14 protein-coding genes are annotated in these 19256 nt (G+C 71.8%); 2 read left to right on the forward strand and 12 right to left on the reverse strand.

What is annotated here, in order from left to right:
• Position 1: 1 nt before the first annotated feature.
• From ACZ4M8_RS18090 to ACZ4M8_RS18100, 3 genes are all read right to left on the reverse strand, one after another.
• On the reverse strand, positions 2–580 hold the full coding sequence (locus ACZ4M8_RS18090; protein WP_467608379.1) for a hypothetical protein: 579 nt from the start codon (positions 578–580) through the stop codon (positions 2–4).
• A gap of 515 nt (positions 581–1095) precedes the next feature.
• The gene (locus ACZ4M8_RS18095; RefSeq protein ID WP_467608382.1) at positions 1096–1767 is read right to left on the reverse strand and encodes a hypothetical protein; all 672 of its coding nucleotides are present in this window, start codon (positions 1765–1767) and stop codon (positions 1096–1098) included.
• Positions 1768–1940: 173 nt separating this feature from the next.
• Positions 1941–2960: a GlxA family transcriptional regulator gene (locus tag ACZ4M8_RS18100; protein ID WP_467608385.1), complete on the reverse strand. Its 1020-nt coding sequence runs from the start codon at positions 2958–2960 to the stop codon at positions 1941–1943.
• 181 nt (positions 2961–3141) lie between these two features.
• On the opposite strand from ACZ4M8_RS18100, the gene ACZ4M8_RS18105 reads away from it, so the two are divergent.
• On the forward strand, positions 3142–3780 hold the full coding sequence (locus tag ACZ4M8_RS18105) for an HD domain-containing protein (protein WP_467608387.1): 639 nt from the start codon (positions 3142–3144) through the stop codon (positions 3778–3780).
• A 5-nt stretch (positions 3781–3785) separates the two neighbouring features.
• Here ACZ4M8_RS18105 and ACZ4M8_RS18110 read toward each other — a convergent pair whose 3' ends face one another.
• The 9 genes from ACZ4M8_RS18110 to kdpF form a co-directional block, all read right to left on the reverse strand.
• Positions 3786–5984, reverse strand: coding sequence for a protein kinase domain-containing protein (locus ACZ4M8_RS18110; protein WP_467608390.1), 2199 nt, complete (start codon positions 5982–5984; stop codon positions 3786–3788).
• 131 nt (positions 5985–6115) lie between these two features.
• Positions 6116–8218, reverse strand: a complete 2103-nt coding sequence (locus tag ACZ4M8_RS18115) for a hypothetical protein (protein ID WP_467608393.1) — start codon at positions 8216–8218, stop codon at positions 6116–6118.
• Positions 8215–10209 (reverse strand): hypothetical protein, encoded by a 1995-nt coding sequence (locus ACZ4M8_RS18120; RefSeq protein ID WP_467608395.1) that lies wholly within the window; start codon positions 10207–10209, stop codon positions 8215–8217. The genes ACZ4M8_RS18115 and ACZ4M8_RS18120 overlap by 4 nt, the downstream gene beginning before the upstream one ends.
• A complete protein-coding gene (locus ACZ4M8_RS18125; protein WP_467608398.1) occupies positions 10206–11063 on the reverse strand; it encodes a toll/interleukin-1 receptor domain-containing protein in 858 nt (285 codons plus the stop codon). The genes ACZ4M8_RS18120 and ACZ4M8_RS18125 overlap by 4 nt, the downstream gene beginning before the upstream one ends.
• Before the next feature lie 288 nt (positions 11064–11351).
• Complete coding sequence (locus tag ACZ4M8_RS18130) at positions 11352–12596, reverse strand: helix-turn-helix transcriptional regulator (protein ID WP_467608401.1); 1245 nt, start codon at positions 12594–12596, stop codon at positions 11352–11354.
• Positions 12597–12983: 387 nt separating this feature from the next.
• Positions 12984–13655: a potassium-transporting ATPase subunit C gene (locus ACZ4M8_RS18135; RefSeq protein ID WP_467608404.1), complete on the reverse strand. Its 672-nt coding sequence runs from the start codon at positions 13653–13655 to the stop codon at positions 12984–12986.
• A gap of 8 nt (positions 13656–13663) precedes the next feature.
• Positions 13664–15784 carry a potassium-transporting ATPase subunit KdpB gene (kdpB, locus tag ACZ4M8_RS18140; RefSeq protein WP_467609140.1) on the reverse strand — a complete coding sequence of 707 codons (2121 nt, stop codon included), beginning with the start codon at positions 15782–15784 and terminating at the stop codon, positions 13664–13666.
• A gap of 68 nt (positions 15785–15852) precedes the next feature.
• Positions 15853–17517: a potassium-transporting ATPase subunit KdpA gene (kdpA, locus tag ACZ4M8_RS18145; protein ID WP_467609142.1), complete on the reverse strand. Its 1665-nt coding sequence runs from the start codon at positions 17515–17517 to the stop codon at positions 15853–15855.
• A 32-nt stretch (positions 17518–17549) separates the two neighbouring features.
• Complete coding sequence (gene kdpF, locus ACZ4M8_RS18150; RefSeq protein WP_030285908.1) at positions 17550–17648, reverse strand: K(+)-transporting ATPase subunit F; 99 nt, start codon at positions 17646–17648, stop codon at positions 17550–17552.
• Between the two features lie 506 nt (positions 17649–18154).
• On the opposite strand from kdpF, the gene ACZ4M8_RS18155 reads away from it, so the two are divergent.
• On the forward strand, positions 18155–19207 hold the full coding sequence (locus ACZ4M8_RS18155; RefSeq protein WP_467608407.1) for an SDR family oxidoreductase: 1053 nt from the start codon (positions 18155–18157) through the stop codon (positions 19205–19207).
• The last annotated feature ends 49 nt before the right edge of the window (positions 19208–19256 follow it).

The raw sequence follows: 19256 nt of genomic DNA on the forward strand, positions 1-19256 counted from the left end.
GTTACCGGACTCCCAGGTCGCTACGGGCCTGATCGCGGATCTCGTCGAGAATCCCGTGCATGTGGTTGAACGACTCCCACAGCCGTCTACGGGTTTCTTCCACCCGCTCCCCGTCCGAGCCCTGGTCGAACGCTGCTCTCGCCCGATTGACGAAGTCTGCGGACTCGCCGGCGAACTTCCTGATCGCAGCTCGTATCCCGCTCCCCCAGTAGAGCCGGGCACCACTTGCCTCGACCGGTACGACGAGTGTCTCCCATGGCCAGTGACGCACAATCAACTCTGCCTTCGTACGGATCGGTTCCTCCGTCGAGTGAACGCCTGACCACACTTCGTCGATGGTCCGGTCGAGATCATGCAGCCAGCGCCCCAGAGCCTCATATGCGAGACCTATCCGCTCTTCCGTCCGGCGATCTCGTTCAGCAGCAAGCTGCTTCTTGAACTGTTGTTCTGCGAAAAGCAGTTGGGCGTTCACTTGACGATCCATCACTTCGAGGTCCCGATCACGTTGCCGACTGGCATGTCCCGCGCCGACCAAGTAGCCCGCGCAAGCGAGGCCGGCAACTACAAGCAAGCCGATCATTGTTGGCATACTGGAAACGCTCCTGTTCCTTGAGCCTTGCGACCTGTCGAGAGCCGCTTCGATGTTCAGCGGTAGGTGCTTAGACGCTCCGGGAGTCCCCGCAGCAGCCCCCACATGGGGCCTCAGACGGTGCTGTCCGAGTGCGCAGTCAACGGCACCCAGGACTTTCGGTGGCAACAAGTTGCCTGGTACTCGAAAAAATGCCACGACGCCCGTTCAGCGCGTCCTGACGAGCATGCCCAGCAGCAGACCAAGACCCGGGCGAACCCTGCCGGGTACTCGGATGAATATTTGGAAAGCGTGTTGGGGGCAACCCCTCACGAATTCGCATCTCGTATCCTCCGCCAGTGCCTCACCAGGCACGTTTTTGAAGGGCCCCACCGCTTGCGGTGGGGCCCTTCAACGTTTATCGAGGTTTGCAGTCGTGAGGCTTTGTCCGCACGAGGGGGCCAGGCCCGAGCCTGTTCCGGAGCGGAGCGGGCGGGGGGTCGGGGCGGGCCGGCCGGCGGGTGGGGTTACGCGTGGGCGCTGATTTCGCCGCCGGCGGTGAGGACGATGTATATGCCGTTGGCGTCGAGGCCGGCGGAGGCGTTCTCGTCGGCTTCCAGGGTGGCGTCGACGGAGCCCTCGTGGCCGATGATCTCTGCGCGGTAGTGGAGCTCGCCGAGCTTGGTGATCTTGGCCTGCCAGCCGCCGGTGAGGGTGACGAGACCCGGGCCCCGCTGTTCGCCGCCCATCCAGGAGTGGACCTCGCCGCCCATGGTGAGGACGACGTACATGCCGTTGAGGGCGGCGCCGGCGTCCGTGTCGTGCGTCTCCAGCGTGGCCAGGGTTTCGCCGTCGTTGACGATCCGGGCGCGGTGGTTCTGGTTGCCGAGGTCGGTGATCTCGGCCGTGCTGCCGTCCACCAGGGTCACGGTCTTGTCCGGGGCGCCCGCCTCGTCCGCGGTCCCGGACGCGCCGCTCGACCTGGTTCCGGCGTTGGCCGCGGAGCCGGACTTGGCGGCGTTCTGCGCGTCCGTTCCGCCGGTCCGGTCGGTGGCCGCGTGGCTCGCGGACTTCGTACCGGAGGCTTCGTCCGCGGCGCCGGAGCAGGCGGTCAGGGTGAGGCCGGCGACGGCGGTCAGGGCCGCGAGGGCGACGCGCAGGGTGCGGCGGCGGGTGGTGCGGGTGGTGGTGGCGCTCATGTCGGGTCCCCCCGGGCAGTCGGTGTCGTGCTCTCCTCGGTACGGGATCCACTCTGCGCGGGGTCACTAGCGCGGGGCTGCTCCGGTGCTAACGCCTGGCTAATGGGGCGGGGACGGCCGCTTCCGTCGCTCGGTTCCGTACCTCCGGCGACGGGGTCCGAAATGGTGGTTCGCTACAGGTCCGTGGGGCCCTGGGTGCTGGTGAAGCGGCGGATGTAGTGGGTGGGGGTGGTGCCCAGGTGGCGGGCGAAGGCGCGGCGGAGGGATTCGTCGGTGCCCAGGCCGCTGTGGTGGGCGGCGGTGGTGACGGTGTGGCCGGTGAGGAGGAGGTGGCAGGCGCGGTCCAGGCGGACACGTTCGACCCAGCGGGCGGGGGTGGTGCCGAGTTCGGCGCGGAAGCGGCGGGTCAGGTGGCGGGGGCTCACGGCCGCGGTGGCGGCCAGTGCGGGGAGGCTGTGGTCGGCCGCCGGGTCGGCGAGGACGGATTCCAGGACGGGGCGGAGCAGGTCGCCGCGGATGGGCGGGGTGTCGAGCGCCGCGGAGAACTGTGACTGGCCGCCCGGCCGGTGCAGGAAGACGACCATCTCGCGGGCGATCGCGCGTGCCGCCGCCGTGCCGTGGTCGTCCTCCACCAGCGCGAGGGTCAGATCGATGCCCGCGCTGATACCGGCCGAGGTGAGGTAGCGGCCGTCGTGGAGGTGGAGGGCGTCAGGTTCGACGCGTACCCGGGGGTGGCGGCGGGCGAGGGTCGCGGCGTGGCGCCAGTGGGTGGTGGCGCGGCGGCCGTCGAGCAGGCCGAGGGCGGCGAGGACGAAGGCGCCGGTGCAGACGGAGGCGACCCGCCGGGCGCCGGGGGCGAGGGTGCGTACGGCGGTGAGGAGGGCGTCGTCGGCCGGTTCCTGGGCGAGGCGGTCGCCGCCGGCGACCAGCACCGTGTCGGCGGGGCCGGCCGCGTCCGGCGTGACGGTGCCGGTCAGGGCCGGCCCGGCGGCGGTGGTGACGGGGCCGCCGTCGGGTGAGACCAGCGTCAGTTCGTACGGGTGGCCGAAGCGGCCCGCCTGGTGCAGTACCTCCGACGGGCCACTGACGTCGAGGAGGGTCACGCCGTCGAAGACGACGAGCGCCACCCGGAGCGGCGGGGCGGGGGCCCGGTGGGATGTCCGGATCTGTGGTTCATGTGGCCGTGAGGACATGGCGTCAGGGTAGGCACCCGGGCGAATCTGGGGAGCGGGAACGGGAGCGGGAACGGGAGGAGGCACGGGGGCGGGTGGGGATGCGGGCGCGGATTTCCGTGTGTCCCCGCCCCGCGTCCGTGGAGCCGTGCGGTTCCCGCAATCACGCCGTGCATCCGCATCGACCGGGAGGACGTGTTCCATGCGTACAACGATCGCCGGAGTGGAGATTCCGGACAGTGCTCTGGCCCGGGAGGCCACGGAGTTGGTGCGGGAGGCCGCGTCACCGCTGGTCTTCCATCATTCGCGGCGGGTTTTCCTCTGGGGGACGTTGCGGGGGCGCGAGGAAGGGGTGGTCGCGGATCCGGAGCTGCTGTACGTCGGGGCGATGTTCCATGATCTGGGGCTGACGGAGCGGTTCCGGCGGACGGATCAGCGGTTCGAGATCGACGGTGCCGATGAGGCACGGCGGTTCCTGCGCTCCCACGGGGTGTCCGGGGAGGCGGCCGAGCTGGTCTGGACGGCCATCGCGCTGCACACCACGCCCGAGATCCCGCTCCATATGGCGCCGGAGATCGCGCTGGTCACGCGGGGTGTGGAGCTGGATGTGCTGGGCATCGGCTACCGCGCGGTGACGGACGGGGAGCGGGCCGCGGTGGTCGCGGCGCATCCCCGTCCGGACTTCAAGAACGGCATCCTCGCCGCGTTCACGGAGGGCATCAAGGACCGGCCGGGGACGACGTTCGGCAACGTCAAGGCGGATGTGCTGGCCCATTACGTGCCCGGGTTCGTGCGGGGCGACTTCGTCGAGGTGATCAAGGACTCCGACTGGCCGGAGTGAGGCCGTCAGGTCCCGCCGTTGATCGTGGTGCGGGTCACCGCGCCCGCCTCCAGGCCCCATTTCTTGAGGATCTTGCCGTAGGTGCCGTCCTCGATGAGGCGGTCCAGGGAGGCGCGGACGGCGTCGCGCAGCGCGGTCTTGCCCTTGGCGACGGCGATACCGCAGACGCGCGGGGCGATCTGGTGGCCGGTGAGGGCGAGTGCGGGGTGGTCGGCGACGGCGCGGGCGGCGCGCGGGTAGTCGTCGAGGCAGGCTTCGGAGCCGCCCTTGATGACGTCGCCGTACATCTCCTCGGGGGTGGGGAACTCGCGGATCTGCGGCTTCCGCGTGCCGAGTCCGGCCAGGTGTGCGCGGGCCTCGGTGCCCGCCTGGACGGCGGCCTTCTTGCCGGACAGGTCAGCGAGCCCCTTGATCCGCGTGCGGGCGGCGCGGGGGACGGCGAGGACGAGGCCGGTGCGGAAGTAGTCGATCAGGTCGACGCCGTGGTCCTGCCGGTCGGCAGTGTCGGTGAGGGCGGAGAGAACCAGGTCGTGGCGGCCCGAGGCGAGGCCGGGCAGGAGGGTGCCGAAGGAGCCGTTCCGGTACGAGACCTCGATGTGCAGGTCCCGGCCGATCGCTTCGCCCAGTTCGATGTCGCATCCGGCGGGGCCGTCGGCGTCGCGGAACTCCATCGGCGCGTAGCTGAGGTCGGTGCCGATGTGGAGGACGCCCCGCTCGCGGAGGTCGGCCGGCAGCGCGGCGCGCGAGGAGCCACCGGGCGACGCCTTCCCGGACGGCTTCCGGTCGGGGGAGGTGGAGCCGACGGACGGGTCCCGGCCGCTGTCACCACCGTCCGGCAGCAGCAGCCAGGCCAGCGCCCCGACCCCGGCGGCGGAGAGCGCCCCGGTCACCGCCCGGCGCCGGATCGGCCTGCCGCCGGTGCGCGCCGGTACCGGCGTCTTCCGGGACGGTGACGGTGTCTCCGGGGGCGGTGCCGCCGTCGCCGTCCCGGAAGGCGGCATGACGGGCGCCGGGCCGTACTCCCCCTGCGGGGCGCCCGGGGTGCCGGACGGGGCATCGGGGGCGGACGGGTACGGGCCGTGCGGTGTCCCGAGGGCCCCGGGCGTCCCGGATGACAGCTGCGCGTGGTGCGGGGGTGTGGCGTCCCGGGGCCGCGGGGCGGGACCCGGGAAAGCGGCGGGCGGAGTGGCGGCCCCCGGGGCGAGCGGGCTCGGCGTCCGGTCCGTGCCGCCCACCCCGTCCGGTGTGCGGTCCGCCCCGTCCGGTGTGCGGTCCGCCCCGTCCGGCGTTCCGTCCGGTGTCCACGGTGCGGCGCCCGGCTGCCGTGGGTCGCGCAACCGGTCGGAGAGGCTGCGGAGTTGGGCCATCAGTGGAGCCGGGAGCCAGTCGGCGTACGGGGCCGGGGTGCCGACCTGAGCCATGAGGTCGGTGAGGGCGGGGCGCCGCTCGGGCTCCGCCACCAGACACGGGCTCGCCAACTTGCCTATGTCTTCCGGGAGTTCGTCCAGTCGGGGCTGTTCGTGGACGGTGCGGTACATGAGGATCTGCGGTTCGGCGTTGCCGTACGGGCCGCTGCCGGTCGCCGCGTACACGATCACGCCGCCGAGGGCGAAGACGTCGGCGGCGCCGGTGATGTCGCCGCCGGCGAGGGTGAGTTGTTCGGGGGCCATGAAGCCGGGGGTGCCGAGGGCGGCGCCGGTGGCGGTCAGGGCGGTGTCGGTGGCGGAGTGCGCGATACCGAAGTCGATGACGCGCGGGCCCTCGGCGGTGAGCAGGATGTTCGACGGTTTGAGGTCGCGGTGGACCAGGCCCTGCGCATGGACCGCGACCAGCGCCTGGAGCAGTCCGGCCGTCAGCGCCCGCACCGTGGGCACCGGCAGCGGCCCGGCGTCGTGCACGGCGTCGCTGAGCGAGACGCCCGGTACGTACTCCGTCGCCATCCAGGGGATCTCGTCGTGCGGCGCCGCGTCCACCACCGGCGCCACGAACGGCCCCCCGACCCGCCGGGCCGCGGCCACCTCCCGCGCGAACCGTTTACGGAACCCCAGGTCATCGGCGAGTTCGGCGCGCGCGGTCTTCACCGCCGCGGTCCGTCCGTCCGCCCCGCGCCCGAGGTAGACCCGCCCCATCCCGCCGCCCCCGAGCAGCCCGACGATCCGGAACGTCCCGATCTGCCGCGGATCACCCTTGCCCAGCGGTCGCACCGATTCCCCCTGCCTGTGGCGTCAGTTGCGTAGGCAGTATCGCGGACGGGGGCGGGTGGCGGGACGGGCCCCGCCTCGAACGGCGGGGCCCGTCATCTGCCGTGGGGGCTCCTGGGACCGCCAGGGGCAGGTCAGCCGGAGCCGGGGGTGTGCGGGTGCTGGGGCCCGCCCTCGTGGGGAGGCTCGAGCCGGTCCGTGGCCGCCGGGGTGTCCTGACCGCTGGAGTCCGCGGGCGGCATGGCCCAGACCCGGGGAGGCGCGGTGGGCGGTCCGGGCAGGGGCACCGCCGGTCCGTCGCCGGACGGTTCGGGCCGGCCGTCCCACCACGGGGTGCCGTCGGCCGGCGGCACGGCGTTCGCGAGCGGGGCGCCGTCGGCTCCGGGGTGCCCTGTCATCGGCGCGTCATTCGGCGGCGGAGCGTACTCACCGTCCGGTGCCTGCTCCGGCGGCGTTCCGTAACTGTGCCGGGGGTCGTGGGCCGGGGCAGTGGGCCGGTCGGGGCCGTCGAACGGGAACGTGCCAGCGGGGGCGTCGTGCGGGGACGGTTGCGGGGCCGGGGTGTGGATGCCGTCGGAGGCGGGCGCGGAGTGCGGGGTGGCGTGCTGCCTGTCGGGGGTGGGCCCGTCGCCGCCGGTGTATCCCGCGCCCGTGTCCGAGTCGGTCGGGGGCGCGTCGGCCGGGGGCACGTCGGCGAATCGTCCCTCATGGGGCCGGTGGCCCGCGTAACCGTCGACGGGGCTGCCGTCGAACGGACTCGCGGGGGCGGTGGGGGGTTGCTCGGGGCGGTGGCCCGGGGCCCGGCCCTCCTCGGTGGCGGGGCCGGGGGCCCAGCCCTCCTCGGTGGCAGGGTCGTGCGGTGCGTCGGTGGCAGGGGCACCGGGCCGGCTGTCCGGGGCCGGCGCCCCGCCCGTGGGGGCGTTGTGGTCTCCGGGGTGCCGCGTGGTGGGGCCGGTGAACGGCGGCTGGGTCTCCTGGGGCGGGCAGCGGTCCGGAAGCAGCCGCTGCCTGATCCGTTCGGCCTGCTCGGGCAGCCCGGCGGCCTCGGTGGTGCGGGCGACGCGTTCGACGTACGCCTCACGCTCCGGCGACCCTTCTTTCAGGCCGAGTTCGTCGAGCAGCCCGGCGATGAGGTCGACCGGATCGCTGTCCGAAGCCGCGGTCGCGGCGGTGTGCGGGGCCGGCTCGCCCGGTGTGGACGCAGTGCGCCGCAGCCATGCGGGGACGTCGTCGGAGGTGCCCGCCGCCCGGCCGCCGGAGAACGGGGGCCGCTCCTCGTCCGGCATGGGCGCCCTGCCGGTGTCCTCCGTGCCGTTATCGGTCCGCGTGGTGTCCGCCTCGCTCACGGCGGCAAGGTAGGACTCACGGTCCGGGTATCCGGCGACGACGTGGCGGAACGGTTCGGGGATGTCGGTGTCGTTGGCGGCGGCCGACAGCTGAGCGAGCGGGCCGATCATGTTGACCGCGTCCTTGACCCGTTCGTCATGGCGGGCCAGCCACCAGACGACGGCGGTTCCGGGGGTCTTGAGCACTTCGTCGCCCAGGTAGGCGCGGCGGCTGCGTTCGAAGTGACGGTCACGTTCCCAGTCCTCCTCGTCCTTCCGGAGCTGGGACAACTTCTCCAGCCGGACGCGGTCGTCCTCGTCGAGCGTCAGGCTGATGCCGTCCGCGAGAACGGTGATCAGATCCGAGGGATCGTTCTGCCGGAACCCCAACTCGCCCTGCAAACGGCGGTGGACTGTCTCCCAATGCTCGGGTTCCTCCCGGCCGACGACCGCCTGGGCGCGGGAGAGCACGGTGGACTCGGCGAGGTCCGCGAGGCCTGGTTGTACGGGGCCCACGTCACCGCCGAGCGGGCGCCACCACACCGTGGCGGAGAAGACGAACGTGTAGTCCGCCCGTGCGCTGGCCAGCCGGACGCGGTCCACCCGCCTCTCGTTGAAGGGCGGTTCGGGTGGTGCCATGAGTGCGGTCGTGAAAGGCGACGGCACGGGGGCGGTGCCGTAGGGCGGCGTCCCGGGCTCCGCCACGGGCGCCGGATCGGGCCGGTACGGGTCGGCTCCTCGGTCCGCCTCGGTGGACTGGTACACCACCAGCAGGGACAGGCCCGCCACCAGCGCCAGCGCCGGGAAGACGGTCACCCAGCCGGGCCAGCCGAGTTGCAGTCCGAGCAGGACGGGCACGGCGCCGCTGAGCAGGACGAGGAGTACGGGAACGGTCTTGCTTCGGAATGTCATCGGGATTCTCCCTGGGGGGCGCCGGGGTGGTCGGTCGTGAAGTCCAGGCCCTGCGCGGCGTCGATCTTCTGCCGAAGCCCGGCGGCTCTCTCCTTGCGGGCCGCACGGTCGAGCGGCGTCGGCGCGGCCGCCGCCCAGTCGCAGGTGAGGACGTAGAGGTGGTTCAGGACGCCCGGATCACCGTCGGCCGCGCGTATCAGGACGTCCGGCGCACGGCGCCAGTCCGGCCGTTCATGGGCGGCGGTGAAGAGCGCGAGCGCCGACGGCTGCCAGTCCGCCGGGGCATCGGCGCGGTCCAGCACCGCGCGCCAGGCATCCTGGAGGGCCTGCCGGTACGGGCAGAAGCCGAGCCGGGCAGGGTCGAGCAGGTCGAGAAGGAGCCGGAACTTCCGCTCCGCCACGCCCCGCCGCACGGTCAGCAGCCGGTGGATGAGCCGGGCGTGGAGGCGGCGGCTGCTTCCTGCCAGGTCCAGAAGGTCCTCCCATGCCACCTCGGCCTCCTCGCCGGGGCGGAGCGCCAAGTGGTGCAGACGCACCAGGGCCTGGTCGGGGTGAGTGGCGGCGAGGACCTGTCGGCAGACGCCGGTCAGGACGCGGGCGAGGCTGATGCCGAGCTGGGCCCCGGTCACCCAGTCGTAGATCTGGGTACGGACACGGGCGGCGTGCCGTACGTGTACCAGGCCCTGTTCGAGCAGGGCCGCCGTCTCCGCCTCCATCGAGCGGGAGACGGTGGGGCCGGTCCATCGCTCGGCCACCGAGCAGAGGTCATCGGGGCGGCCGACGGCCAGGCACTGTTCCGCGAGCCGCACCGCCAGACGCTGCCGGTCGCTGCCGGTGAGGTCCGGATACTGGGCCACCTCTGCGCCCCAGTCCCGTAACTCGCTGCGTAGATCCGGATAGTTGGTCCAGAAGTGCAGACGCACCGCCGCGTCGTATGCGAGCTTCCCGAACCGGACCCGGCCGTCCTCCTCCCGCCGGACGTCCAAGGCGTCCAGCCGCTCTCCGAGTCCGGGCCGGGCGAGAAGCGGCTGCTTCTCCTCTTCGTGCCCGAGTCTGGCGAGGAGTTCGACCGCTCCCTGGTGCACAGCGTCCGCGGGGGCGTCGCTGAGCATGGCGGCGGACAGCAACAAGGCACGCTCCGGCACGTCCCCGTGCTTCTGCACGAGGGCGGTCACCTCTTTGGAACGGTCGGTGACCGCGGCGAGCGCTTCTGCGCACCAGTCGGCGAATCCGCCCCGGTGGCCGGCCCGTTCGCGGGCACGACGCACCATGTCCGAGAACTCGAAGATCTCCCACATCGGCGATTCGTGGAGCAGATGCTTCAACTCCGGCCTGTCCAGACTCCCCCGGCCGACGTCGATGCCATCCTGCCGGAGCGTCAGCGCGAGCACCCGTAGCCCGTCGGGCCGCCCCAGATCGACTGTGGCCGGGGCCAGGTCTGGGCGCAGCAGGTGTCTGAGGCCGGTGGGCAGCACCACGGCCATCCACGCACTGCGCTCCGCCACCCTCGCGCGATAGGTGACCAGGCGTTGCTGGGCCTCCTGGTAGCCGTCGTCGGAGATCGTGGAGAGGTCGAGCAGGTACCGGACGCCTTCGGCGATATCAGGAACGTCCTCGTCGTTCTTCTCCCCTCCGGCGGACAGTTCCTCGAACGGGCCGGCCGGGGCGTCCAGCCGGTGGAGCAGCATGGTGGCGGCGGTCCGCAGCCCGACGCCCTCCGGGCCGTCCAGCAGGACGGTGTTTCCGGGAAGGGCCAGCCGGTCGACGGCCTTCCCGAAGCCGGCCGGCGGGACGAACCGCCGGCTGAGCCAGGCGCGGTGTTCCCGGGCGACCGTCAGCGGGTCCTTACCCGTACGGACCGGCCGGGCCGGGCCGTCACCGGCAGTGCCGTGGTAGTGAACGTGAGTGGCCGAGTTGTACTGGGGTCCGGGCCCGGCGTTGACCGGCGCCTGGGAGCCGCTGATCCAGGTGGCCCCGTCCTCGTCGGTCACCTGTCGCTGTCCTCGGCTGCGCGGTGGTTGTCGTGGTGGGCGCCGATGGTTCCGATGGTTCCGATGTGGTCCCCGGTGAGGCGGGTGGTGTTCTGGTCGCCTGCGATGTGGGTGTCGCCGACCTGTCCGGTGACGTCGCCCGCTACGTAGTTCGCACCGTTACCGGAGAACTGCGGGGCGTGGTGCGCGGTGTGCTGCGGGCCGCTCCCCGTGTTGACGGGTCCGTTCGGCCGGTCGAAGTACGTCCCGTGGAAGCCGCCGGCGAGGTTGCCGATACCGCCGTTCTGGTGGATGGTGCCCGCTTGTGCCTGGACGCCTTCCACCTGGTTGCCGCCGACCGCCCCGGCCGTCCCCCGCGTCTTCTCCTCGGCCGCCTGCTGGTCGGCGTCCGTGAGATGCGGGGCCAGCTCGGCGATGTCGTCGCCGATGCGCCGGAGGCCGGCGGTGTGGTCACGGTGGTAGAGCCGCCGGTACTGGCAGTCGGCGAGCCAGGCGAGGGCCTTCGGCAGCTGCGCGCGCTGCAGCCGGTGCGTGTCTCCGACCAGTACCGGGATGACCTGCGCGGATCCGGACGCCTCCAGGATCTCGCGGCGTGTCCAGTCCTCGGGGACGTCCAGCGCCCGCCTGCCGTCCCCGGCCTGCACCGTCAACCAGTCCGGCCCGATCACCGCGAGCAGGACGTGGCAGCGGCGGGCGGCGGCGACCAGCTCCGTCCGGAAGTTCCGGCCCGCTTCGATGGACTTGCCGGCGCGGAAAACCTGATCGGTCCCGAAACGCTGGGAGAGGTAGACGTCGAGCGTGGTGGCGGTGGCCTCTTCGTCCTTGGTGCGGTAGTTGATGAAGACGTCGCGCATGGCGGTGTTCTCTTTTCCTCTTCGGTTCTCTGCGGGATCGGTCCGCCGTGGGGCGGCGGGCCTGGTCTGCGGCGGATCGGCGAAAGATCCGGGTTCGGTGCGCGCCGGATGTCCGGGCGTGGCGAGGGACCGCTGCCAACGGCCGGGGTCCGGTGCGAAGGCCACGACGGGGCCGCCGTACAGCCTCGGGGCGTACCGGTCCCCCACGGGCAGGCGTCATCGCCCCCGTACGGCGAGGATCGGGCAGGGTGGTGTCGCCCGGCGGCGGGAGGCCGGGCGCAGCGGCCGTCAGGGCCGGGTGAGGGTGAGCGCTCTGGAGAGCGCGGGTTGCAGCTCGCGTACGGCGCGGAGGGTACGGAACCGTGCCAGCTCCCTGGCGAGGTTGCGGACGTCCGCGGTCACGGTGGCGGAGCGCACGGCCACCGTCAGGTCGAGCAGCTCGGCCGCGATCTCGCAGGCCCGCTCGACCTCACCGGCCGCGGCGTGCGCCCTGGCATGCCGGAGGCCGTACCGGGTGCGGGAGCGCAGGGCATGGGGCGGGATGCGCAGGCACTCCCGGTCGAAGACCTCGGCGGCCTCGCGCGGCCGGCCCAGGTCGAAGAGACACCAGCCGGTGACCATCGCGGCGGGGTCGGTGAGGTGCGAGGTGCCGATCACCGGGTCGTCGCCGGTCCGGGCGGGCTCCGCGGCGAACAGCGTACGAGCCCGGTCGAGGCTGGTCAGACAGGCACGCTCGTCGCCGGCGAGGGCATGGCCCTGGGCCTCCCGCTGGGCGGCGAGTGCCTGGATGCGGGAGGGCAGCCGGTCGGACTGTGCCCGGCCCGCGAGAGCGACGGTCTGCGCCGCATCGTGGTCGTAGAAGGCCACCAGCGCCTGCCGGACCAGGGCGTACGACGACAGGTTCCGGTCGCCGCCGGCCTCCGCGAGGTCGACGGCCTTGGCCGTCCAGTCGAGTGCGGCCCGGTTGTCGCCGCTCTCCTGCGCCATCCAGCCGGTGTAGTTGGCGAAGTGCGCGGCGAGAACGAGGAGTTCGGCGCCGTCGGACGAGCCCTGGGCGACGGCGAGCCGGGCGACGGTGCGGGTCTGCACCCCGAGCAGGTCGAGGAGGGTGCCGGGGTCCGTGCTCTGGCCCAGGCGGCGCATCTGCTCCAGCTGCGCCCGGAACGGGTCGGCGAGCGAGACGCCCGCGGGTCGGTCGGCGCCGGCGCCGTTACCGGACGGGAAGCTGTAGCCGATCAGTGAGGCCGCCCCGGCGGTGAGCAGGCCGCGCCTGCCGAGGGGCCGGTCGGGCAGCGGTAACGCGTCGATGAGGTCGGGCGGTTCCTCCTCTGCCAGCTCCTGCAGCCGGCCGTCGGCCCGGAACAGGACGTCGCAGCGGCGGGCCAGCGCGACCGAGGGCCGCTTTTCCCCTCGCTCGATGCGGCTGAGGTGACTCCGGCTGTAGTTGGTCTCCTGCGCCAGGTCGTGCAGCGTGCGTCCGCTCTGCTCCCGCAGGCGGCGCAGTTCGCCCCCGAAGGTGGGGTTCATGGGCATGCCAAGTCCTCTCGTCGCGGCGCACGCGTCGACAGTTCCGGGTGGGGTCGGAGCGCGATTTCCGCTCCACCATGAGCTTGGCACGCGAAGAGGGCTCCGCACGGCAATCCGGACGCGTTGTCCGTTGCCTCTTTCCGGTAACCGGACGCGGAACGGCGGCCCGGGGCGGGCCCTCGCGGCGGCGGCGCCCCGTGGCCGCGAACCGCGGGGACCGTTGCGTGCGTTCTTGCCGCGCTTGCGGCCCGCACGCAACGAGGAAAGGCGAACACCCGGTCGATAGGAGCGAGTTGGCGCGAACCCGGCACCCGAGGCCCACCGCCGCGGCTCCCGCCGGGCCACCGGGGCCCAGGCCCGGCCCGGGGCCCCGTACCGCACGCCCCCGCGTCCTCATCCCCTCTGCTTCACCGCCTCCGCCAGGGCCGCGTTCAGTTCCAGGACGTTGACGCGGGGTTCGCCGAGGAAGCCGAGGGTGCGGGGGGTGGTGTGGGTGGTGACGAGGTGGGTGACGCGGTCCACGGGGAGGTGGTTGCGGGCGGCTACGCGGTGAATCTGGAGGGTGGCGTAGGCGGGGGAGATGTCGGGGTCGAGGCCGGAGGCGGAGGAGGTGACTGCGTCGGCGGGGACGTCGGAGGGGCGGGGGGTGTAGCCGGGGACGGTGTTGTCGGCGAGGACGGTGGCCTTGGTCTCCTTGACGGACTTGATGAGGTCGGGGTTGTCGCCGGCGAGGTTGGTGGCGCCGGAGACCTGGAGCTTGTACCGGGTGTTGAGGGTGTTCTCGGTGAGGCCGCCGGAGGGGCGGGGCTGGAACCAGCGGAGGTCGGGGGCGGGGGTCTCCTGGCCCTTCGTCAGCGGCAGGTCGTAGCGCTGGCCGAGGAGGGAGGAGCCGATGGACCGGCCGTCGCTGCGGAGTTCGGAGCCGTTGGCCTGGTGGGGGAAGAGGCCCTGGGCGAGGCCGGTGACGGCGAGGGGGTAGAGGACGCCGCACAGGACGGTCAGGGCGAGGAGGGCACGGAGCGCGGCGCCGGTGAGGCGGGCGGTGTTGGCCAGGGAGGTGTTCATGGTGGGCGTCACCCGATGCCAGGGATGAGGGTCAGGAGCAGGTCGATGAGCTTGATGCCGATGAACGGCGTGATGAGGCCGCCGAGTCCGTAGAGGGCGAGGTTGCGGCGGAGCATGCGGTCGGCGCTCATCGGGCGGTAGCGGACGCCCTTCAGGGCGAGCGGGACGAGCGCGACGATGACCAGGGCGTTGAAGATGACGGCCGACAGGATCGCGGACTGCGGGGATGTCAGGCCCATGATGTTGAGCTTGTTCAGGCCCGGGTACACCACCGCGAACATCGCGGGGATGATCGCGAAGTACTTGGCGACGTCGTTGGCGATGGAGAACGTCGTCAGGGCGCCGCGGGTGATCAGCAGCTGCTTGCCGATCTCGACGATCTCGATGAGTTTGGTGGGGTCGGAGTCGAGGTCGACCATGTTGCCGGCCTCTTTGGCGGCGGAGGTGCCGGTGTTCATCGCGACGCCGACGTCCGCCTGGGCGAGGGCCGGGGCGTCGTTGGTGCCGTCGCCGGTCATCGCGACGAGTTTGCCGCCGGCCTGTTCCCGCTTGATGAGGGCCATCTTGTCCTCGGGGGTGGCCTCGGCGAGGAAGTCGTCGACGCCCGCCTCCGCCGCGATGGCCTTCGCCGTCAGCGGGTTGTCGCCGGTGATCATGATGGTTTTGATGCCCATCCGGCGCAGCTCGTCGAAGCGCTCGCGCATGCCGTCCTTGACGACGTCCTTGAGGTGGATGACGCCGAGGACCCGGGCGCCCGCCCCGTCCTCGACCGCGACGGGCAGCGGGGTGCCGCCCGCCTCGGAGATGGCGGTGGCGATGCGCTCCACGTCGGCGGCGACGGTGCCGCCGCGTTCGGTCACCCATGCGGCGACGGAGGCGGTGGCGCCCTTGCGGACCTTGCGGGCCGGCTGCGCGGCGCCGTCCGCGGGCAGGTCGACGCCGGACATCCGGGTCTGGGCGGTGAACTCGATCCACTCGGCGCCGGTCAGCTGTGCCTGCTGCCGGGCGGTGAGGCCGTACTTCTCCTCGGCGAGGTCGAGGACGGAGCGGCCCTCGGGCGTCTCGTCGGCGAGGGAGGAGAGCTGGGCGGCGTCGGCGAGTTCGGTGGCGGTGACGCCGGGGACGGGGACGAACTCGGCGGCCCGGCGGTTGCCGTAGGTGATGGTGCCGGTCTTGTCGAGGAGGAGGGTGGAGACGTCGCCCGCCGCCTCGACGGCGCGGCCGGACATCGCCAGGACATTGCGCTGCACGAGCCGGTCCATGCCGGCGATGCCGATGGCGGAGAGCAGTGCGCCGATGGTGGTGGGGATCAGGCAGACCAGCAGCGCGGTCAGCACGATCATCGACTGCTCGGCGCCCGCGTACACCGCGAACGGCTGGAGGGTGACGACGGCCAGCAGGAAGACGATGGTCAGGGACGCCAGCAGGATGTTGAGGGCGATCTCGTTGGGGGTCTTCTGCCGGGCGGCGCCCTCGACGAGGTTGATCATCCGGTCGATGAAGGTCTCACCGGGCTTGGTGGTGATCTTGATGACGATGCGGTCGGAGAGGACCTTCGTACCGCCGGTGACGGCCGAGCGGTCGCCGCCCGACTCGCGGATGACCGGCGCCGATTCGCCGGTGATGGCGGACTCGTCGACGCTGGCGACGCCCTCGACGACATCGCCGTCGCCGGGTATGACGTCCCCGGCCTCGCAGACCACCAGGTCGCCGACGCGCAGGTCGGTGCCGGGGACCTGCTCCTCGTCGGTGCCGGTCAGGCGGCGGGCGACGGTGTCGGTCTTGGCCTTGCGCAGGGTGTCGGCCTGCGCCTTGCCGCGGCCCTCGGCGACCGCCTCGGCGAGGTTGGCGAAGAGGGTGGTCAGCCAGAGCCAGGCGGTGATCGCCCAGCCGAACCACTCGCCGGGGTGGAGCAGCGCCAACACGGTGGTGAGCACCGAGCCGATCAGCACCACGAACATCACCGGGGACTTGATCATCACCCGGGGGTCGAGCTTGCGGAACGCGTCGGGCAGCGAGCGGAGCAGCTGCTGGGGGTCGAAGAGCCCGCCGCCGACGCGGCCGCCTCCGGGGTGTTCGGGGGCGGGCGCCTCCTGCTGCGGCGCCCGGTCCTGGGTGACGGTGGACATCGCGTCGTCCTCGTGGTTCTCGGTGGGGGTGGGCGCCTGCGCGCCGGTGGGTCGCTGCGTACCGGTGGTCATGACGCGAGCCCCTCGGCGAGCGGGCCCAGGGCCAGGGCGGGGAAGTAGGTCAGCCCGGCGACGATCATGATCGTGCCGACCAGCAGCCCGGAGAAGAGCGGCTTCTCGGTACGGAGGGTGCCCGCGGTCTTCGGTACGGGCTGCTGCTCGGCGAGCGAACCGGCGAGCGCCAGCACGAAGACCATCGGGACGAAGCGGCCGAGCAGCATCGCCAGGCCGATGGTGGTGTTGAACCACGGGGTGTCGGCGGAGAGTCCGGCGAAGGCGCTGCCGTTGTTGTTGGCGCCGGAGGTGTAGGCGTAGAGGATCTCGGAGAAGCCGTGCGCACCGGAGTTGAGCATCGAGTGCGGCGGGGTGGGCAGCACCAGCGACGCGGCGGTGAAGCAGAGCACCAGCGCCGGGGTGACGAGGATGTAGCAGGCGGCGAGCTTGATCTCGCGGGTGCCGATCTTCTTGCCGAGGAACTCCGGCGTCCGGCCGACCATCAGCCCGGCGAGGAACACCGCGATGACCGCCATGATCAGCATGCCGTAGAGGCCGGAGCCGACGCCGCCGGGCGCGATCTCGCCGAGCTGCATGCCCAGCATCGTGATGCCGCCGCCGAGCCCGGTGAAGGAGGAGTGGAAGCTGTCGACGGCGCCGGTCGAGGTGAGGGTGGTGGCGACCGCGAAGATCGACGAGCCGCCGATGCCGAAGCGGGTCTCCTTGCCCTCCAGGGCGCCGCCGGCCACCTGGAACGCCGCTCCGTGACCGCCGGATTCGGCCGCCCACATCAGGGCGGTGAAGCCGATCCAGATGACGGCCATGGTGCCGAGGATCGCGTAGCCCTGCTTGAGGGAGCCGGTCATCCGGCCGAAGGTGCGTGTCAGCGCGAACGGGATCACCAGGATGAGGAAGACCTCGAAGAGGTTGGTGAAGCCGTTGGGGTTCTCGAAGGGGTGGGCGGAGTTGGCGTTGAAGTAGCCGCCGCCGTTGGTGCCCAGCTCCTTGATGACCTCCTGGGAGGCGACGGCGCCGCCGTTGACCTGCTGGTGTCCGCCGAGGAACTGCCCGATCTCATGAATGCCGGAGAAGTTCTGGATCGCGCCGCACGCGACGAGGATCAGCGCGCCGACGACGGATATCGGCAGCAGCACCCGGACGGTGCCGCGGACCAGATCGGCCCAGAAGTTGCCGAGTTCACCGGTACGGGACCTCGCGAAGCCGCGGACCAGCGCGACGGCGACGGCGATGCCGACCGCCGCCGAGACGAAGTTCTGCACCGCGAGCCCGGCGGTCTGCACCACGTGGCCCATGGCCTGCTCACCGGCGTACGACTGCCAGTTGGTGTTGGCGACGAACGACGCGGCGGTGTTGAACGCCTGGTCCGGGTCGATCGAGGCGAAGCCGAGGGAGCCGGGCAGGCTGCCCTGGAGCCGCTGGAGCAGGTAGAGGAAGAGCAGGCTGACGGCGGAGAAGGCGAGGACGCCGCGCAGGTAGGCCGGCCAGCGCATCTCGGTGTGCGGGTCGGCGCCGATGGCCTTGTAGATCCACTTCTCGACGCGCAGGTGCTTGTCGGAGGAGTAGACGCGGGCCATGTGGTCGCCGAGCGGCCGGTAGGCGAGGGCGAGCGCCGCCATGAGGGCGAGCAGCTGGCCCGCCGCGGCGACGCCGGGGCTCAGCACGCCGGAGGCGGCAGCGAGGGAGTTCACCGTCAGAACCTCTCCGGCTTGATGAGGGCGAGGACGAGATAGCCGAGGAGGGCGACGGCCACGAGCAGCCCGATCACGTTCTCGATGCTCTGGGCGCTCACAGCTTCGCCACCCCCTTGGCGATGACGGCCACCAGCGCGAAGACCGCGAGCGTGGTGACGACGAAGGCCACGTCGGCCATCGTGAACTCCTGGAAGAAGGGCAAAACGGAACGGCCGGGCACTTCCACCCGGCCGTGTGGACCCCTCGACGAAACCTCTTTTCGGCCATCCCGCCGATCCCGTTGACGGGTCCCTTACGGCCCCGGGCCCGCTCTTGACGCGTCCCGTACGCCACCTCCGGCCTGTTCCGGAGAGGCGCACGGGGCGCGGGCGTGAAGCGCCATTTTCCGCCGGTCTTCAGAAATCGGTTGTTTTGCGTGCAGGAGCGGCGATCTTCGCTGGCGGGAAGCACGTCATCCGCAAGGCTGACCTCCGGAAGGACATGCGGTTTTCGCCTTCGGATCCGGCACGATCAGGACGCATTCCCCATCGGCGAAAGGCCCTCCACGGCACTGTCCGGGCACCCGCCCGCGCAGACTTCGCCCCTGCAATCGGACGGGACCGATATGACCGACCACATTCTGACCGGTACGACCGGATTCGTCGGCAGCCATCTGCTCTCCGACCTCCTCCGCGACGACACGACCGGCAGCGTGTACGCGCTGGCCCGCGGCACCGCGGAGCACTCCGCCGCCGACCGCGTCCACGCGGCGTTGAAGGTCGCCGGCCACCGCTCCGCCGACGACCGGCGGCCCCTGACCGTGGTGGAGTCGGAGCTCACCGAACCGCTGTGCGGGCTCGAAGCCACCGCTGTCCCCCGCGGCGGCGGCCCCCTCGTCTTCTGGCACATAGCGGCTTCGCTGCAGTGGCAGCAGAAGAACCGGGCGAGCGTGCTCGAAACCAACGTCGAAGGCACCCGGCACGCGCTGGAACTGGCGAAGAGCCTTGGCGCGGACCTCTTCGTGTACGTCTCCACCGCGTACACCTGCGGCACCCTGCACGGTGACCTTCCGGAGGCGCTGCACCAGCCCCCGGCCTTCAACAACGCGTACGAGGAGAGCAAGTGCGCGGCAGAGCACCTCGTGGCCGGATTCGAGGGGGTGAGGACCCTGATCCTCCGTCCTTCGGTGGTCACGGGAACGTCCCACGACCACCGGCCGAGCGGAAGCTACACGGGCCTCTACGGCTACCTCACCACATTGCGCAGGTTCAAGAGCGAGCTCGACGGCTCCGGCGGACCCGTCCGCTTCGAGGCGGACCGGAACGTCAGCATCTCGTTCATCCCGGTGGATCACCTCGTGGAGGACTTCCGCACGATCGTGGGAGCCGAGCTGGCGACGCCGCGCCGGAACATCTACCACGTGAGCGGACGGTCCGAGGCCACTGTCGGCGACCTCACGGACTACATGCTGAAACTCCTCGGCATGGACGGCCGGATCGTCCTCGTCGACGAGACCCTGGAGGACCCTTCCCCCGTCGAACGCTCCCTCGCCGAGCGGCTTGAGTTCTTCTCCGGCTACCTGCGCGCGGAGAAGCGGTTCGTCCGGAGCCTGGAGCCGGATCGCGACATGCCGTTCCACGAACTGGCGAGGTTCATCGACGCCGAGGTGACGCTGTGAACGCCCTCGTCCCAAGGTGAGCTCGGCGGTACGTCGCCGGGCACGCGGC

It is taken from the genome of Streptomyces sp. NPDC027185 (genome assembly GCF_055567035.1).